This window comes from Pantoea sp. X-Soil-ISGK-275 (genome assembly GCF_059730795.1).
In genome coordinates, this window is the sequence record NZ_AP035976.1 from 2,283,352 (window position 1) to 2,299,250 (window position 15,899).

Below are 15,899 nucleotides of genomic sequence, written 5' to 3' on the forward strand. Positions count from 1 at the left end.
ACTAAAAGAGTTTAACTTCCTTCAGGAGAGCACTATGGCCGTTACTAATGTTGCCGAACTTAATGCACTGGTTGAACGTGTAAAAAAGGCACAGCGTGAGTACGCTAATTTTAGTCAGGAACAAGTTGATGCAATCTTCCGCGCTGCCGCACTTGCTGCTGCAGACGCACGAATTCCTCTCGCCAAGCTGGCCGTTGCCGAATCAGGCATGGGTATTGTTGAAGACAAAGTGATCAAGAACCACTTTGCTTCTGAATACATCTACAACGCTTACAAAGACGAAAAAACCTGCGGTATCCTCGCCACTGATGACACCTTCGGCACCATTACCATTGCTGAACCGATTGGCCTAATCTGCGGTATCGTTCCAACCACCAACCCAACCTCTACCGCTATTTTTAAAGCGCTGATTAGCCTGAAAACCCGCAACGGCATTATCTTCTCTCCGCATCCACGTGCAAAAGATGCAACCAACAAAGCCGCAGATATTGTGCTGCAGGCAGCGATTGCGGCAGGTGCACCAAAAGATATTATCGGCTGGATCGATACCCCTTCTGTCGAGCTTTCTAATCAGTTAATGCATCACCCCGATATCAACCTGATCCTTGCAACCGGTGGTCCGGGCATGGTGAAAGCCGCCTACAGTTCCGGTAAACCGGCAATTGGGGTGGGTGCGGGTAACACGCCTGTCGTGATTGATGAAACTGCTGATATCAAACGCGCTGTGGCGTCTATCCTGATGTCGAAAACCTTCGATAACGGTGTGATTTGTGCTTCTGAACAATCCGTGATTGTGGTTGATTCGGCTTATGACGCTGTACGTGAACGTTTTGCCAGCCACGGCGGCTACCTGCTGCAAGGTAAGGAGCTGAAAGCCATTCAGGATATCATTCTGAAGAATGGCGCGTTAAACGCCGCGATTGTAGGCCAGCCAGCGACCAAGATTGCCGAATTGGCCGGAATTAGCGTGCCTGCAACTACCAAGATTCTGATTGGTGAAGTGAAACTGGTTGATGAATCTGAGCCATTCGCGCATGAAAAACTGTCTCCAACTTTGGCGATGTACCGCGCGAAGGATTACCACGACGCAGTCGATAAAGCTGAGAAACTGGTAACGATGGGCGGTATCGGCCACACCTCATGCCTGTATACCGACCAGGATAACCAGATCGAACGCGTGCACTACTTCGGCGACAAAATGAAGACCGCACGAATTCTGATTAACACGCCCGCATCACAAGGCGGTATCGGTGACCTGTACAACTTCAAGCTTGCTCCGTCACTGACGCTGGGCTGTGGTTCATGGGGCGGTAACTCCATTTCTGAAAACGTGGGACCAAAACATCTCATCAACAAGAAAACCGTGGCCAAGCGAGCTGAGAATATGTTGTGGCATAAACTTCCAAAGTCTATTTACTTCCGTCGTGGCTCACTGCCGATTGCCCTGGAAGAAGTGGCAACTGATGGAGCAAAACGCGCCTTTATCGTTACTGACCGCTTCCTGTTCAATAACGGCTATGCGGATCAGGTGACCTGCGTACTGAAATCACACGGCATCGAAACCGAAGTCTTCTTTGAAGTCGAAGCTGACCCAACGCTGAGCATCGTCCGTAAAGGTGCAGAGCAGATGAACAGCTTTAAACCTGATGTGATTATCGCACTCGGCGGTGGCTCACCGATGGATGCAGCAAAAATCATGTGGGTGATGTACGAGCATCCTGAAACGCATTTCGAAGAGCTGGCACTGCGCTTTATGGACATCCGTAAACGCATCTATAAGTTCCCGAAAATGGGCGTCAAAGCGCGCATGGTTGCCATCACGACCACTTCCGGTACCGGTTCAGAAGTTACACCGTTTGCCGTGGTGACGGACGATGCAACCGGCCAGAAATATCCATTAGCGGATTATGCGCTGACGCCTGACATGGCCATTGTTGACGCCAACCTGGTAATGGATATGCCACGTTCACTCTGCGCCTTCGGTGGTCTGGATGCGGTAACGCACTCACTAGAAGCCTACGTTTCCGTATTAGCGAACGAGTATTCTGACGGCCAGGCTTTGCAAGCACTAAAACTGCTGAAAGAGAATTTGCCTGCCAGCTATCGCGATGGGGGGAAAAATCCGGTGGCTCGCGAACGTGTTCACAATGCAGCAACTATCGCGGGGATTGCGTTCGCTAACGCCTTCCTGGGTGTATGTCACTCAATGGCGCATAAACTGGGTTCTGAGTTCCACATTCCACATGGTCTGGCAAACGCCCTGCTGATTTCAAACGTCATTCGCTACAACGCCAATGACAACCCGACTAAGCAGACGGCTTTCAGCCAGTATGATCGTCCACAAGCACGTCGTCGTTATGCTGAGATCGCCGACCATCTGGGACTTTCCGCTGCTGGCGACCGTACCGCTCAGAAAATTGAAAAACTGCTCGCCTGGCTTGAAGAGATGAAAACGCAGTTGGGCATCCCAACCTCTATCCGCGAAGCGGGTGTGCAAGAGGCAGACTTCCTTGCGAAAGTTGACAAGCTGGCTGAGGATGCATTCGATGACCAATGTACCGGTGCGAACCCACGCTATCCGCTGATTGCTGAGTTAAAACAAATCATGCTGGATACCTTTTACGGCCGTGAATTCTCTGAGTCACTGAATGAGAAAGCTGAAGAAGTTAAAGCCGAAGTAAAAGTTGATAAGAAAATGAAGAAAGCGTAAAGCGCTTTAAACAAAAAACCCGCTACGGCGGGTTTTTTTATGGCTTGCTGATGAGTTAGGCCTGGGGCGATTGTGAGCCATATATCGCCTGAAGGGAACCTTCATCAATCGCCTGCTTATAATGTTTACGGCAGACCGATATATAGCGCTCATTGCCACCAATCACTACCTGCTCGCCTTCGCTAAAAGGCTTACCCTTTGCATCGAGACGAAGGACCATGCTGGCTTTTCTGCCACAATGGCAGATAGTTTTAAGCTCAACCAGCTTATCCGCCCATGCCAGTAAATATTGGCTACCCACAAACAGCTCTCCACGGAAATCCGTGCGCAGGCCATAGCAAAGCACTGGAATATCCAGATTGTCGACAACATCAGATAACGCTTTCACCTGTTCGCGCGTCAGGAACTGGCTTTCATCGACTAACACACAATGCACGGGTTGCTTCGCATGCTCTGCCGCTATTTCTTCATCGAGCCTTGTCTCATCGTTATATAAAAATGCAGGAGACGAAAGACCGATGCGTGAACTGACTTTACCTGCACCAAAGCGGTTATCAATCTCGGCGGTATAAACCAGCGATCGCATCCCGCGCTCGTGGTAATTATAAGAAGATTGCAGCAAAGCCGTTGATTTACCCGCATTCATCGCAGAGTAATAAAAATAAAGTTGAGCCATTAGAAAATCTCATCGTAGCCTATATCTGTTGCGCCGCAGTTTACCATAAAGCTGTATAACTGTAGCGATGCATTATTTTTATCATTTGCTCAAATTAACATCACCATCAAGATGGATATCATAGCGCCTAATAAAGAGAGCACGTTTTGACAAAGTAGCGATTAAGCCGATATTTTATTCGTTTTAATTAAAGCCGAAGCGTCAGGGTTAGCGTGGGCTAAGCGTTCAGCCTACTAAGCCAGTTAAAAAAGATTGCCAGATAAGTAAATATATTCTGAATAGCGTTATAAAATCGCACTACATTTTTATTTTTTACGTTTTGCTTTTAAATCCGGCTATTGCAGTTATTTTTTTGCACCACTATTATGAGTCGGCAGAACAACCTCCATTTATTATATTTTGAGATTAGGACAATGAGCGAAGCACTTAAAATTCTTAATAATATCCGTACATTGCGCGCACAGGCTCGGGAATGCTCTCTGGAAACATTGGAAGAGATGCTGGAAAAACTCGAAGTTGTGGTCAATGAGCGTCGTGAAGATGATACTCATGCACAAGCGGAAAATGCAGAGCGCACACGCAAGCTTGAACAGTATCGCGAAATGCTGATTGCCGATGGTATCGACCCAAATGAGCTATTGCAGGCATTATCTGAAACGAAAGTTCCGGGTAAAACCAAGCGCGCTGCACGCCCCGCTAAATATTCTTATGTTGATGAAAACGGTGAAAACCGTACCTGGACTGGCCAGGGCCGCACGCCTGCTGTGATTAAAAAAGCAATTGAAGAACAAGGTAAACAACTGGACGATTTCCTACTGTAATCATTCCAGCGCTCAGAATTGTAATTAGTTCACTACTAATTCACTTTGACCAGGCAAGAAAAGGAAGCCAATGGCTTCCTTTTTTAATGCTTAATTATTGTTGATAGAAGCGGCGATACCAATCAACAAAATGCTGTACACCCTGCTCAACGCTAGTTTGAGGACGGAAATTGATCGCCTGATACAGAGGTTGTGTATCAGCGCTGGTACCCAGCACGTCGCCGGGTTGCATCGGCAGCATATTTTTCTTCGCTTCAATGCCCAATGCCTTTTCCAGCGACTCAATATAGGTCATTAAGCTGGTCGGCTGGCTATTGCCGATGTTATAAACGCGATAAGGTGCCGAACTGCTTGCAGGCGAACCAGCTTCAACTGTCCAGCTATCATCCGGTTGAGGAATTACATCCTGCAAACGCACGATCGCTTCTGCGATGTCATCTATGTAAGTGAAGTCACGCGTCATTTGTCCGTTGTTATAAACGTCAATTTGCTCTCCCGCTAACATCGCGCGAGTAAACTTGAACAACGCCATATCCGGACGGCCCCACGGACCATAAACGGTGAAAAAGCGTAATCCCGTAGTAGGCAGCTGATAAAGATGTGAATAGGTATGCGACATCAATTCGTTAGCTTTTTTAGTGGCCGCATAGAGTGAAACGGGATGATCAACGGAATCTTCCGTTGAAAAAGGCATTTTGCGATTCAGTCCATAAACTGAACTGGATGAGGCATACAGAAGGTGGCCGATTTTATGATGCCGGCAGCCTTCAAGAATATTGAGATGACCGATTAAATTTGCTTCGGCATAAGCATGGGGATTTTCGATCGAATAACGCACGCCGGCTTGCGCGCCCAAATGTATAACACGTTCAAAAGCATGTTCAGCGAATAAAGAAGAAATGGCCTGGCGATCCGCCAGGTCCATTTTTAAGAAAATGAAATCAGGATATTGCGTGTTCTGGTCTAAACGGGCCTGCTTAAGGCTGACATCATAATAGTCATTCAGGTTATCGATACCGACAACCTGGTGACCAGCCGCCAGCAAGCGCTGACTGACGTGAAATCCAATAAAACCTGCCGCGCCGGTAACCAGAAACTTCATACATCCCTCATTATTCTACGATATTAATTGATGCTCCGCGGCCAATTGCATAGTACGTGAAACCGCGCTTGCTGATACGTTCCGGATCATACAGGTTACGACCATCAAAAATCACGGGTTCTTTTAACGCATTTTTGATGACGTCGAAGTCTGGCGCACGGAAGTTTTGCCATTCAGTACAGATAACTAAGCCATCCGCACCCTGCAGCGCTGCTTCTTTAGTGCCCATCAACTTCAGATCGTTACGATGGCCATAAATGCGTTGCGCTTCATCCATCGCTTCTGGGTCGAAGGCCTGAACCGTTGCACCGGCTTCCCATAGTGTCTCCATCAGCACACGGCTGGAGGCTTCACGCATGTCGTCAGTATTCGGCTTGAACGCCAGTCCCCACAAAGCAAAGGTTTTGCCGCGCAGATCGTCACCAAAGTGACGCTTAATAAAGGTTGGCAGCTTATTCTTCTGCGAATCGTTAACGTCTTCTACCGCCTGCAGCAGACGCGGAGTGTAGCCGATTGACTCAGCAGTACGAATCAGCGCCTGCACGTCTTTCGGGAAACAAGAACCGCCATAGCCGCAGCCTGGATAGATGAAATGATAACCGATACGTGAATCTGAGCCGATACCCTGGCGAACCTTCTCAACGTCGGCTCCCAAACGTTCTGCCAGATTCGAGATCTCGTTCATGAAGCTGATTTTGGTTGCCAGCATGCAGTTAGCCGCATATTTGGTCAGCTCTGCGCTGCGGATATCCATCAAAATCATACGATCATGATTACGGTTGAACGGCTCATATAGCTCGCGTAACAGCTCAACCACTTCATCATTATCGGTACCGACAACGATACGCTCAGGACGCATGCAGTCATTAACTGCTGCACCTTCCTTGAGGAATTCCGGGTTTGAAACTACGTCAAAGGCGATGTTTACATCACGCTTTTGCAAAGTTTCAGTCATCACCGCACGAACGCGATCCGCTGTACCTACAGGTACAGTTGATTTATCGATAACAACTTTGTGATCGTTCATGTGCTGCGCGATGGTGCGCGCAACAGCTGTCACATATTTCAGATCGGCAGAACCGTCTTCATCCGGTGGCGTCCCCACGGCGATAAACTGCATCACGCCATGATTAACGCCCTCTTCCGCATTCGTGCTGAACTTCAGGCGACCCGACTCATAATTAGACATAACGAGTGGCGTTAGGCCCGGTTCAAAGATCGGAATATTGCCTTTCTTTAAGTTCTCGACTTTCTTTTCGTCGACATCAATACAGAGAACGTCATGTCCGACTTCGGCCAACACCGCAGCCTGAACCAGACCGACATAGCCGATACCAAATACAGTGACTTTCATTGAATTATCCTGTGTTTATTGAGTTACTTTTTGTTGCCTACCGCGCCTTCGAGCCACTGAGTGAAATCTTTACCCAGGACTGGATGGCGAACGCCGTACTCAACAAACGCTTGCATGTAACCCAGTTTGTTACCGCAGTCATGGCTAACACCGTTCAGGTGATACGCTTCAACGGTCTCTTTTTCCATCAGCATTGCAATGGAGTCAGTCAGCTGAACTTCACCACCTGCACCTGGAGGCGTTTTCGCCAGCAGTGGCCAGATTTCAGCGGACAGCACGTAACGACCTACAACGGCCAGGTTTGATGGGGCTTCAGAAGCTTTAGGCTTCTCAACCACGCCAACCATTGGCGCGCTCTGACCTGCAGAGAGATCGGCACCCTGGCAGTCAACCACACCGTAAGCGGTTACATCAGCAACCGGCTCAACCATGATCTGGCTGCGGCCGCTCTCTTCGTAGCGCGCCAGCATCTCTGCCAGATTGTCTTTGGTTGGGTCAGATTCGTATTCATCGATGATGACGTCTGGCAGGATTACGGCGAATGGCTCATCGCCAATCAGCGGATGTGCACACATTACTGCGTGGCCCAGGCCTTTCGCGATACCCTGACGAACCTGCATGATGGTGACGTGTGGAGGGCAGATTGACTGGATTTCATCCAGCAGCTGACGCTTAACACGTTTTTCCAGCATAGATTCCAGCTCAAAACTGGTATCAAAGTGGTTTTCGATGGCGTTTTTAGAAGAGTGTGTAACCAGCACAATCTCGTTAATGCCCGCTGCAATGCACTCATTCACGACATACTGGATCAACGGCTTATCGACCAGCGGTAACATCTCTTTTGGAATAGCTTTGGTCGCAGGCAGCATACGCGTGCCGAGGCCTGCAACTGGGATTACCGCTTTTTTAACTTTAGTCTTATAGGCAGACATCAAAAATACCTCTCTTAATAGGCCGTTCAAGTTAATACTTGATATGTCGGTTTAAAAACGAAATGAGTATATCAGTTACTATCAGGTGGATTTATCCTGGAAGAAGTTAATCCACGGAATTTAGGACTATTACCCAAGTGTAAAGCTTGCCCCTGGTCCTGTCTTTAACCCGCAGAAAATTTAAATCCGACGGGTTATTCTTCGGCTGATAGCATCAAACGTAGTCTGCCTCCGGCGCCCCAAATATGGCATTGCCAGGCGTCGGCACGTTGGCTAATTTGATTGAGATGGGTGCTGCCCATAGTACCAAGTGGCACCCCATTACTGAGTTGGATTTGATGAGTATTGATATGCAATGTGGCATTCAGTCCCGCTGAAACCAGGATCAGATTTTTTAACTGGCGATGGTAATAGCCCACCAGCAACGGGAACTGTCCGCTGAGATTGGCTTGCCGTAACAGCATGTTGACCTGCCGTAGTAACCCATTTAATTCAGGCAATCGCTGCTTCTGGCCGGAGAGTTGCTCCTGCAGCAAGCCATTGAACAGGGCACGCAGCAACAGCGCGGCTAACACGCCATTATCGCCAGCGCGTGTCACATCAAGGCAATAGAATGCCAAATCGTTATCTGACAGCGCCGCGATATCCAGCACTAAACCCGGCTGTTCCGCCATGGTGAGCTGGCGGTAATTGATTCGGCAATTGGCGATAGTTTGCTGCACCGGCGGCTGGAGCTGTTTGAGTAATTTAGAGGCCGCCAACGGATCGCTAACCAGCGCATCCCAATCCTGAAAGAGCTGCTCATCCTCCTCCACTTTGGAGGTAAACATTGAAGGATAGAGACACTCGAACACCGCTTCACGGAAACGTTCAAGATTTTTGAGCGGTTTGAGCAGCACATCCTGCACCCCCAAACGCAACACATGGGCGATATCCGCCATATTTTGTGTGGCGGAGATAATCAAAATGGGCACATTGTTGCCGCGCGTACGGAGACGCTCAACGAATGGGATACCGCCCATACGCGGCATTTCAAGATCGCAAATAACCAGATCGACTGACTGCGCCGATAATAACGTTAAGCCATCAACGCCATCACCTGCCTCAAGCGTACTGGCGCCTAAGCTGGTTAATAAGTTGTCTATCATTGAACGGAAAACGACCTCATCTTCGACAATGAGTATCTTTTTGCCGATTAGCGGTTTTTCCATTCTCTCCCCCTGCGTACCAGATAATTCAATAGTGGTTCATAAAATGCAGTTGCGCCTTTCAGAATTGGCTGAAGTAGCAACCCCTGTGAATGAACAACCTGACTATCTGCCACGGACCAGCGGTAATAGTTCATCCATTTTTTTCTCAACGGCGGCCTTGCCAGCCGCAATGGCTTCTTCTGCACGATGAAAGTCCAGTGTGGAAATTTGTGGACAAAACGGCTGAATCAGCACATCCGGCGGATCGCCCGCCATGCGGTTACGTTTCAGGCGATTTTCCAGAACCTGGATGGATGTCGACATAATCTCCATCGCACCCGGCGTTTGATTAGCACGGCGTTGCGTCAGGCCAATCAAGCGTTGACGCAGTTTTTTTCCCCAGCTCAGCGCTTCAACTGCCGCCGCCTCTTCACCGCTTTGCGGCGTAACTGACAATAAATCTTGCTGCATCAGGTGCGCGTCATGCTGTAAATCCACGGCGATAACGATGTCAGCACCTAATGCACGGGTTAATGAGATCGGTACTGGATTTACCACCGCACCATCAACCAACCAATACCCATTGTAAGCAATGGGTGGTAATAAGCCTGGCATACTACAGGACGCACGCACAGCTTGATGCAAATCGCCCTCGGTCAACCACACTTCACGTCCAGTACTCAGATTGGTTGCTACCACGCCAAACGGCTTGGCGCACTCATCGATCAGATCGTTAGGAATCAGCTGACGGATGTGACTAAACACTCGATCGCCACGCAATAAACCACCGCGTTGCCAGGAGAGATCCATCAGTCGGATGACGTCCCAATAGCGGAATGCGCTCACCCATTTTTCCATCACGCCCAGCCGTCCATTCACGTAAGCCGAACCGACCAACGCGCCAACAGAACATCCCGCCACCACATCGATTTCAATGCCCGCACGTTCTAGCGCATTGATCACGCCGATGTGCGACCAACCTTTGGCAGCACCTGAACCTAGTGCCAGCCCGATCCTGACTTTTCTCATCTCACCTCATGATTGGCATGGTACGTAGCATCACGCCTGACAGTCGGCTACCATAGCGCACGCTTTAGTTTACTTTAATCACTTCCAGGAGATGACGTGTCTGAAAAGTGCCCTTGCTGCAGCGGAAAGGAGTATAGCCTATGTTGCCAACCCTTTCTGAATGGCCAAGCGAACCCGTCCAGCGCGGAGCAATTGATGCGCTCACGCTATACCGCCTACGTCGAAAAAGATGCCGCGTGGCTGGCGCAAACCTGGCACTCCAGTAAACGCGTGGCTGACCTTGAGACGCTATTATCCGAAAGTTTTACCGGTACTGAATGGCTGGGCTTGAATGTAACTCGTTGTAATCATGGAAGCCATGAGAATGAAGCCTTCGTGACGTTTTTTGCGCGTTACCTCGAAAAAGGACGCACTTCAGCCATCTATGAATGTTCGCGCTTTCTTCGCGAGGATCAACGCTGGTACTATGTCGACGGAACAACGCCTGAGTTGGGACGTAATGATCGCTGTCCTTGTGGCGCCGATAAAAAATACAAAAAATGTTGTGGTTAATCTGGACAGATACACAACGGCTTTACCATTCATCGCTTTGACAGGACTCTGATCGAGATGCAAGCGCAAACCATCCAACGAAAAGTTTTACGAACCATTTGCCCTGATGCGAAAGGTTTGATCGCCAAGATCACCAACATTTGTTACAAGCACGAACTCAACATTGTGCAGAATAATGAGTTTGTCGATCACCGTACCGGCCGCTTTTTCATGCGCACCGAGCTGGAAGGCATTTTCAACGACAACACTTTGCTGGCCGATCTCGATAGCGCACTCCCAGTCGGTTCTGTGCGTGAACTGCAAAGTGCCGGTCGTCGTCGTGTGGTGATTCTGGTGACCAAAGAGGCGCATTGCCTTGGCGATCTGCTGATGAAAAGCGCATTTGGCGGTCTGGATATGGAAATTGCTGCAGTCATCGGTAACCACGAAACGCTGCGCTCATTGGTGGAACGTTTCGATATTCCGTTTGTGTTGGTGAGCCACGAAGGCCACACGCGTGAAGAGCACGACAACCGCATGGCGGATGAAATTGACCGTTATCAGCCTGATTACGTGGTGTTGGCGAAATACATGCGCGTGTTGACCCCCGCCTTCGTGCAACGTTATCCAAATCAGATCATCAATATTCACCACTCCTTCTTGCCAGCATTCATTGGCGCGCGTCCTTATCATCAGGCTTATGAGCGTGGCGTGAAAATCATCGGCGCCACTGCGCACTACGTGAACGATAACCTCGATGAAGGCCCAATCATCATGCAGGACGTGATTAACGTCGATCACAGCTACACCGCAGAAGAGATGATGCGTGCAGGACGCGACGTTGAGAAGAATGTATTGAGCCGCGCGCTGTATAAAGTGTTAGGCCAGCGCGTGTTCGTTTACGGCAATCGCACGATCATTCTTTAACCACTTCGGCGCTGAACTGCACAACTCTTCAGCGCCACGCGTAAAAAGTGGGCAAACAGTTTTTATTTTCAGTGACGGCGCTTTACAGGCTGAGTGCATTTGTTATGATGCGCCCCGCTTTAAGACGCAATGATTCAGGCCAGTGGTGGGATTCCCGAGCGGCCAAAGGGAGCAGACTGTAAATCTGCCGTCACAGACTTCGAAGGTTCGAATCCTTCTCCCACCACCATCTGAATCGTCTCTGCTTAAAGCCACAATACGTAATATCCCCGGTGGGATTCCCGAGCGGCCAAAGGGAGCAGACTGTAAATCTGCCGTCACAGACTTCGAAGGTTCGAATCCTTCTCCCACCACCATCAATACCATTCTCCTCTTTTTCCCACTTGTTTTAATCGTTGTAACCTCCTGATTCACACCATGACTTTTGCCCAAAAACTCGTTACCATCGCGCCATACTTTTGCGGATAAAAATGGCAGCGAAATGAAATTTGTCTCTTTCAACATCAACGGCTTGCGTGCGCGTCCTCATCAATTAGCCGCGCTTGTTGAACAGCATCAACCTGATGTCATCGGCTTGCAGGAAACCAAAGTGCATGACGATATGTTCCCGCTTGAGGACGTCAGCAAACTGGGTTATCACGTGTTTTATCACGGGCAAAAAGGTCATTACGGCGTCGCGCTGCTGACCAAAGCTGAGCCAGTCAGTGTCTCACGCGGTTTTCCCGGCGATGATGAAGATGCTCAGCGCCGTATAATCATGGCGGAAATCCCGAGTCCAATTGGCGATATCACGGTTATCAACGGTTATTTCCCGCAGGGTGAAAGCCGCGACCATCCCACAAAGTTTCCAGCGAAAGAGAAGTTTTATCGCGATCTGCAAAGCTATCTTGAGCAGCAGTTGGCCGTCGATAAACCGGTGTTGATCATGGGTGACATGAACATCAGTAGTACTGATTTTGACATCGGCATTGGTGAAGATAACCGTAAACGCTGGCTGCGCACCGGCAAGTGCTCGTTCCTGCCTGAAGAGCGTGAGTGGATGGATCGCTTGCTGCAATGGGGTTTGGTTGACACCTGGCGCGATAAGTTCCCGGAAACCAACGATCGTTTCTCATGGTTTGATTACCGCTCGAAAGGCTTTGACGACAATCGTGGTCTGCGCATCGATCTGCTGCTGGCGAGCCAACCTCTGGCCTCGCGCTGTATTGAGAGTGGCATCGATTACGATATCCGCAGCATGGAAAAACCGTCGGATCACGCCCCGGTTTGGTCAACGTTTAAGCTGTAATGAAGCAGCGTGGCGTCATACGCCACGCGCTTTTATTTGATGATTTTCCAGATAAGCGGATTGGTGCCTAATACCTTCTCATCCCTGCCGCACTGCAATAACACGCCTTCTGCTTTAACCACCGCACCTTCAGAATAACTGCGATTCTCATAGGTACAGCACTGCATGCAGTTGCTCTGACGATTATTTTGCCCTTGCGTCCAGACTTCGGGTGGCAGATCCACCACCACATCGGTATTACCCGTACGATTATTTTCCGGCTGGCGGTTGGCCAGCGCCGAGGTGCTGCATAACAATAATCCGCCCAGCAACATCATTGCATAACGCATCACTCTGTCTCCTTGGTTTTGCGACGAGCCGTTTTTTGTTTGGCTCTCTTTTTGGCCCCAGGCGCAGTCAATCCGCGAAAGGCCTGTAACGACGGTCGCTGGCGTGCTTCACCAATCAGCCCAATCAAGGTGCTGACCAGCGGCTGCATAAACTCATCATAGCGACAAGATTTCTCACTGATGCGGGTCAGCGTCGATTCCCATTGCGCCGTCATATCCGGCCGGGCGGCCATTTCTGGCAGCGCATGGATCAACGCCCTACCCGCATCCGTCGAATGAATATAGCGGCCTTTTTTCACCAGAAAAGTGCGGCGGAACAGCAATTCAATAATGCCCGCACGCGTCGCTTCCGTACCTAAACCATCGGTTGCACGCAGCACTTTCTTTAATTCTTTATCCTGCACAAAGCGGGCGATGCCCGTCATCGCAGATAACAGTGTCGCATCGGTAAACGGACGCGGCGGCTGCGTCTGCTTCGCCAGCACTTCGCCGCGCTCGCATAGCAGCTCATCGCCTTTGGCGACCACCGGCAGCGGCGTGCCATCGTTCTCCTCGTCACGCTCTTTGCTGCCGAGCAGTGCACGCCAGCCGGCTTCGGCCAGAAAGCGCGCTTTGGCGATAAATTTACCGCCGCCGATATCGAGGTCAATCACGCATTTGCGGAACACCGCATCCGGGCAAAACTGCATCAGATATTGGCGCGCAATTAGGCCGTAAATATTGGCTTCATTCTCAGTCAGATTGACCTTACTGGCACGCGCGGTAGGAATGATGGCGTGGTGCGCATCAACCTTTTTATCATCCCAACAGCGGTTTTTCTGATCGGGATTGAAATCTGCTGGCGGCGTCAGATTAGGCTGATGCGCCTGAATGGCATTCAACACCGCATGGCGTCCGGCAAAATGTTCATCGGGCAGATAGCGGCTGTCGGAACGCGGATAGGTGATCAACTTGTGGGTTTCGTACAGCCGCTGACAGCAATCGAGTACGTTCTGCGCGCTGAGGCCAAAGCGTTTGCCGGCTTCTATCTGCAAGCCAGAAAGCGAGAATGGCAGCGGCGCGGTATCCGACTCACGTTTGTCGTTATAGCCGGTGACCAGCGCGGGCTTACCGTTGATGCGGTCAAGCACGTGATCCGCCAGCGGACGATGCAGCAATCGCCCCTCTTCATCCTGCCACGGCTCGCAAGCATCGCTTGGTACCCATGTCGCGACAAAACGCTCCTCTTTTGGCGTGACGATGTGCGCTTTAACTTCGAAATAGTCCTTCGGGATAAAGTTTTCGATCTCTTCATCACGACGCACCACCAGACCCAACACCGGCGTCTGCACGCGGCCAACCGACAGCACGCCATCGTACCCAGCGTTGCGCCCCAGCAAGGTAAAAGCGCGCGTCATATTGATGCCATACAGCCAATCAGCGCGCGCACGCGCTAACGCGGATACGCACAGAGGTATGAATTCACGGTTCTCACGCAAACGCCCAACCGCGCGCTCAACTGCCGAGGGATTGAGATCGTTAATCAAACAACGCTGCACCGTTTTGCGTTTCTCTGGCGCGAGCTGCAGGTAATCCAGCACCTCATCCACCAGCAGTTGACCTTCACGATCGGGGTCACCCGCATGCACCACCGCGCTGGCTTGTTGCAGCAGGCCTTCAATCACTTTTAACTGCTTCGCCACGGAGGGACGCGGCTGCAAGCGCCATTTTTCCGGAATAATTGGTAAATCAGCCAGACTCCAGCGCGCATAGCGGCTGTCGTAACTGTCGGGCTGCGCCTGCTCGAGCAGGTGCCCAACACACCAGGTCACAACCTGGTCATTTCCGCAGGCAATATAGCCGTCTCCGCGTCGATGCGGTTTCGGCAACACGTCGGCAATCGCACGCGCTAAGCTGGGTTTTTCGGCAATAAACAAACGCATGGATGGCGTCGTTCCTTAACGTCAGGTAACTACGGTAATCAGTGGACGATCGGCTTCGGCGGCAAACAGTTCGCCAATCGACGTTGCTTGTACGCCAGCTGCAGAGGCACAGCGCTGGAACGCATCAATAGCGCTGGGTTGAACCGCCACCAGCAAGCCACCGGAGGTTTGTGGATCGCACAGCAGCGCGCGGGTGGCGTCATCAAGCGGGGAAACCTGTTCACCATAACTGGCAAAGTTGCGGCGGGTACCGCCAGGCACCGCTCCCGCAGCGATATAGTCATCGACGCCCGCCAGGCGCGGTACCTGCGACGCAATCACTTCGGCACGTAATCCGGAACCGTGGCAGACTTCACTCAAATGGCCGAGTAAGCCAAAACCGGTAACATCGGTCATCGCGCTGACGCCCGCCAGTTTGGCGAATTCTGCTCCGGCATTATTCAGCTGGCACATCACATCGGCGGCCAGCGACTGGTGTTCAGGTCGCAGCAGGCCTTTTTTCTCGGCAGTGGTGAGAATGCCAATGCCTAATGGTTTGGTGAGGAAGAGCTGACAGCCAGCCTGTGCCGCGCTGTTCTTTTTCACTCGCGCTACATCGACGATACCGGTCACGGCCAGACCAAAGATCGGCTCTGGCGCATCAATCGAGTGCCCGCCCGCCAGGGCGATTCCTGCCGCCTGACAAGCAGCACGCCCGCCTTCGACCACTTGCTGCGCCACTTCCGGACTCAGAACATTCACCGGCCAGCCTAAAATAGCGATCGCCATGATCGGTTTCCCGCCCATGGCATAAATATCGCTGATGGCGTTAGTGGCGGCGATACGACCAAAAGTGAAAGGATCGTCGACGATCGGCATGAAGAAATCGGTGGTGCTTACCACCGCAGTACCGTTTCCGAGGTCGTACACTGCGGCGTCATCACGCGTTTCGTTGCCCACCAGCAGTTGCGGATCGTGAAACGGGCTAAGCTCACTGCGCAGAATGGTTTCTAAAACCTGCGGTGAAATTTTGCACCCGCAACCCGCACCGTGGCTGTATTGGGTTAAACGAAGAGGTTCACTCATGGCGACTTCCTTATGCGATGAAC

General features: G+C 50.8%; 14 protein-coding genes and 2 tRNA genes. 7 read left to right on the forward strand and 9 right to left on the reverse strand.

The window, feature by feature from the left end:
* The first annotated feature begins 34 nt into the window (after nt 1-34).
* The gene (adhE, locus tag AC6I8A_RS10625; protein WP_497818444.1) at nt 35-2,710 is read left to right on the forward strand and encodes a bifunctional acetaldehyde-CoA/alcohol dehydrogenase; all 2,676 of its coding nucleotides are present in this window, start codon (nt 35-37) and stop codon (nt 2,708-2,710) included.
* A 55-nt stretch (nt 2,711-2,765) separates the two neighbouring features.
* Here the strand turns inward: adhE and tdk are convergent, their stop codons facing one another.
* Nucleotides 2,766-3,386: a thymidine kinase gene (gene tdk, locus AC6I8A_RS10630; protein WP_154156329.1), complete on the reverse strand. Its 621-nt coding sequence runs from the start codon at nt 3,384-3,386 to the stop codon at nt 2,766-2,768.
* A gap of 413 nt (nt 3,387-3,799) precedes the next feature.
* Here tdk and hns point away from each other — a divergent pair, with 413 nt between their 5' ends.
* Entirely contained in the window at nt 3,800-4,207 is a 408-nt protein-coding gene (gene hns / locus AC6I8A_RS10635) for a histone-like nucleoid-structuring protein H-NS (RefSeq protein WP_256696576.1), read from the forward strand.
* A 94-nt stretch (nt 4,208-4,301) separates the two neighbouring features.
* On the opposite strand, the gene AC6I8A_RS10640 is transcribed toward hns, so the two are convergent.
* From AC6I8A_RS10640 to rssA, 5 genes are all read right to left on the reverse strand, one after another.
* Entirely contained in the window at nt 4,302-5,309 is a 1,008-nt protein-coding gene (locus AC6I8A_RS10640; RefSeq protein ID WP_256696577.1) for an NAD-dependent epimerase, read from the reverse strand.
* A gap of 10 nt (nt 5,310-5,319) precedes the next feature.
* Nucleotides 5,320-6,663 (reverse strand): UDP-glucose dehydrogenase family protein, encoded by a 1,344-nt coding sequence (locus AC6I8A_RS10645; RefSeq protein ID WP_497818445.1) that lies wholly within the window; start codon nt 6,661-6,663, stop codon nt 5,320-5,322.
* Nucleotides 6,664-6,686: 23 nt separating this feature from the next.
* Complete coding sequence (gene galU / locus AC6I8A_RS10650; protein ID WP_008106595.1) at nt 6,687-7,595, reverse strand: UTP--glucose-1-phosphate uridylyltransferase GalU; 909 nt, start codon at nt 7,593-7,595, stop codon at nt 6,687-6,689.
* A gap of 194 nt (nt 7,596-7,789) precedes the next feature.
* Nucleotides 7,790-8,806: a two-component system response regulator RssB gene (gene rssB, locus AC6I8A_RS10655; protein WP_256696579.1), complete on the reverse strand. Its 1,017-nt coding sequence runs from the start codon at nt 8,804-8,806 to the stop codon at nt 7,790-7,792.
* Between the two features lie 102 nt (nt 8,807-8,908).
* Entirely contained in the window at nt 8,909-9,814 is a 906-nt protein-coding gene (rssA, locus tag AC6I8A_RS10660) for a patatin-like phospholipase RssA (RefSeq protein ID WP_256696580.1), read from the reverse strand.
* A gap of 96 nt (nt 9,815-9,910) precedes the next feature.
* Between rssA and AC6I8A_RS10665 the strand changes: the two genes are divergently transcribed.
* From AC6I8A_RS10665 to xthA, 5 genes are all read left to right on the forward strand, one after another.
* A complete protein-coding gene (locus AC6I8A_RS10665) occupies nt 9,911-10,366 on the forward strand; it encodes a YchJ family metal-binding protein (protein WP_497818446.1) in 456 nt (151 codons plus the stop codon).
* Nucleotides 10,367-10,423: 57 nt separating this feature from the next.
* Nucleotides 10,424-11,272 (forward strand): formyltetrahydrofolate deformylase, encoded by an 849-nt coding sequence (purU, locus tag AC6I8A_RS10670; RefSeq protein ID WP_036648946.1) that lies wholly within the window; start codon nt 10,424-10,426, stop codon nt 11,270-11,272.
* A 144-nt stretch (nt 11,273-11,416) separates the two neighbouring features.
* Nucleotides 11,417-11,501 (forward strand) — tRNA-Tyr (locus AC6I8A_RS10675).
* A 42-nt stretch (nt 11,502-11,543) separates the two neighbouring features.
* Nucleotides 11,544-11,628, forward strand: a tRNA-Tyr gene (locus tag AC6I8A_RS10680).
* A gap of 125 nt (nt 11,629-11,753) precedes the next feature.
* The gene (gene xthA, locus AC6I8A_RS10685) at nt 11,754-12,560 is read left to right on the forward strand and encodes an exodeoxyribonuclease III (RefSeq protein WP_256696582.1); all 807 of its coding nucleotides are present in this window, start codon (nt 11,754-11,756) and stop codon (nt 12,558-12,560) included.
* Nucleotides 12,561-12,592: 32 nt separating this feature from the next.
* Here the strand turns inward: xthA and AC6I8A_RS10690 are convergent, their stop codons facing one another.
* Genes AC6I8A_RS10690 through selD form a run of 3 tightly spaced genes read right to left on the reverse strand, consistent with a single transcriptional unit; the run spans nt 12,593 to nt 15,876 of the window.
* Nucleotides 12,593-12,889: a YnjH family protein gene (locus tag AC6I8A_RS10690; RefSeq protein ID WP_008110345.1), complete on the reverse strand. Its 297-nt coding sequence runs from the start codon at nt 12,887-12,889 to the stop codon at nt 12,593-12,595.
* A complete protein-coding gene (locus AC6I8A_RS10695; protein WP_265297988.1) occupies nt 12,889-14,811 on the reverse strand; it encodes a DNA topoisomerase III in 1,923 nt (640 codons plus the stop codon). The genes AC6I8A_RS10690 and AC6I8A_RS10695 overlap by 1 nt, the downstream gene beginning before the upstream one ends.
* 21 nt (nt 14,812-14,832) lie before the next feature.
* The gene (selD, locus tag AC6I8A_RS10700) at nt 14,833-15,876 is read right to left on the reverse strand and encodes a selenide, water dikinase SelD (RefSeq protein WP_265297986.1); all 1,044 of its coding nucleotides are present in this window, start codon (nt 15,874-15,876) and stop codon (nt 14,833-14,835) included.
* Nucleotides 15,877-15,899: the final 23 nt, after the last annotated feature.

Bases quoted from the DNA above. Each gene is read 5' to 3' on its own strand.
- AC6I8A_RS10690 (WP_008110345.1), bottom strand. From the start codon at position 12,889: ATGCGTTATGCAATGATGTTGCTGGGCGGATTATTGTTATGCAGCACC.
- xthA (WP_256696582.1), top strand. From the start codon at position 11,754: ATGAAATTTGTCTCTTTCAACATCAACGGCTTGCGTGCGCGTCCTCAT.
- rssA (WP_256696580.1), bottom strand. From the start codon at position 9,814: ATGAGAAAAGTCAGGATCGGGCTGGCACTAGGTTCAGGTGCTGCCAAA.
- purU (WP_036648946.1), top strand. From the start codon at position 10,424: ATGCAAGCGCAAACCATCCAACGAAAAGTTTTACGAACCATTTGCCCT.
- selD (WP_265297986.1), bottom strand. From the start codon at position 15,876: ATGAGTGAACCTCTTCGTTTAACCCAATACAGCCACGGTGCGGGTTGC.
- AC6I8A_RS10645 (WP_497818445.1), bottom strand. From the start codon at position 6,663: ATGAAAGTCACTGTATTTGGTATCGGCTATGTCGGTCTGGTTCAGGCT.
- adhE (WP_497818444.1), top strand. From the start codon at position 35: ATGGCCGTTACTAATGTTGCCGAACTTAATGCACTGGTTGAACGTGTA.
- tdk (WP_154156329.1), bottom strand. From the start codon at position 3,386: ATGGCTCAACTTTATTTTTATTACTCTGCGATGAATGCGGGTAAATCA.
- AC6I8A_RS10695 (WP_265297988.1), bottom strand. From the start codon at position 14,811: ATGCGTTTGTTTATTGCCGAAAAACCCAGCTTAGCGCGTGCGATTGCC.
- AC6I8A_RS10640 (WP_256696577.1), bottom strand. From the start codon at position 5,309: ATGAAGTTTCTGGTTACCGGCGCGGCAGGTTTTATTGGATTTCACGTC.
- galU (WP_008106595.1), bottom strand. From the start codon at position 7,595: ATGTCTGCCTATAAGACTAAAGTTAAAAAAGCGGTAATCCCAGTTGCA.
- hns (WP_256696576.1), top strand. From the start codon at position 3,800: ATGAGCGAAGCACTTAAAATTCTTAATAATATCCGTACATTGCGCGCA.
- rssB (WP_256696579.1), bottom strand. From the start codon at position 8,806: ATGGAAAAACCGCTAATCGGCAAAAAGATACTCATTGTCGAAGATGAG.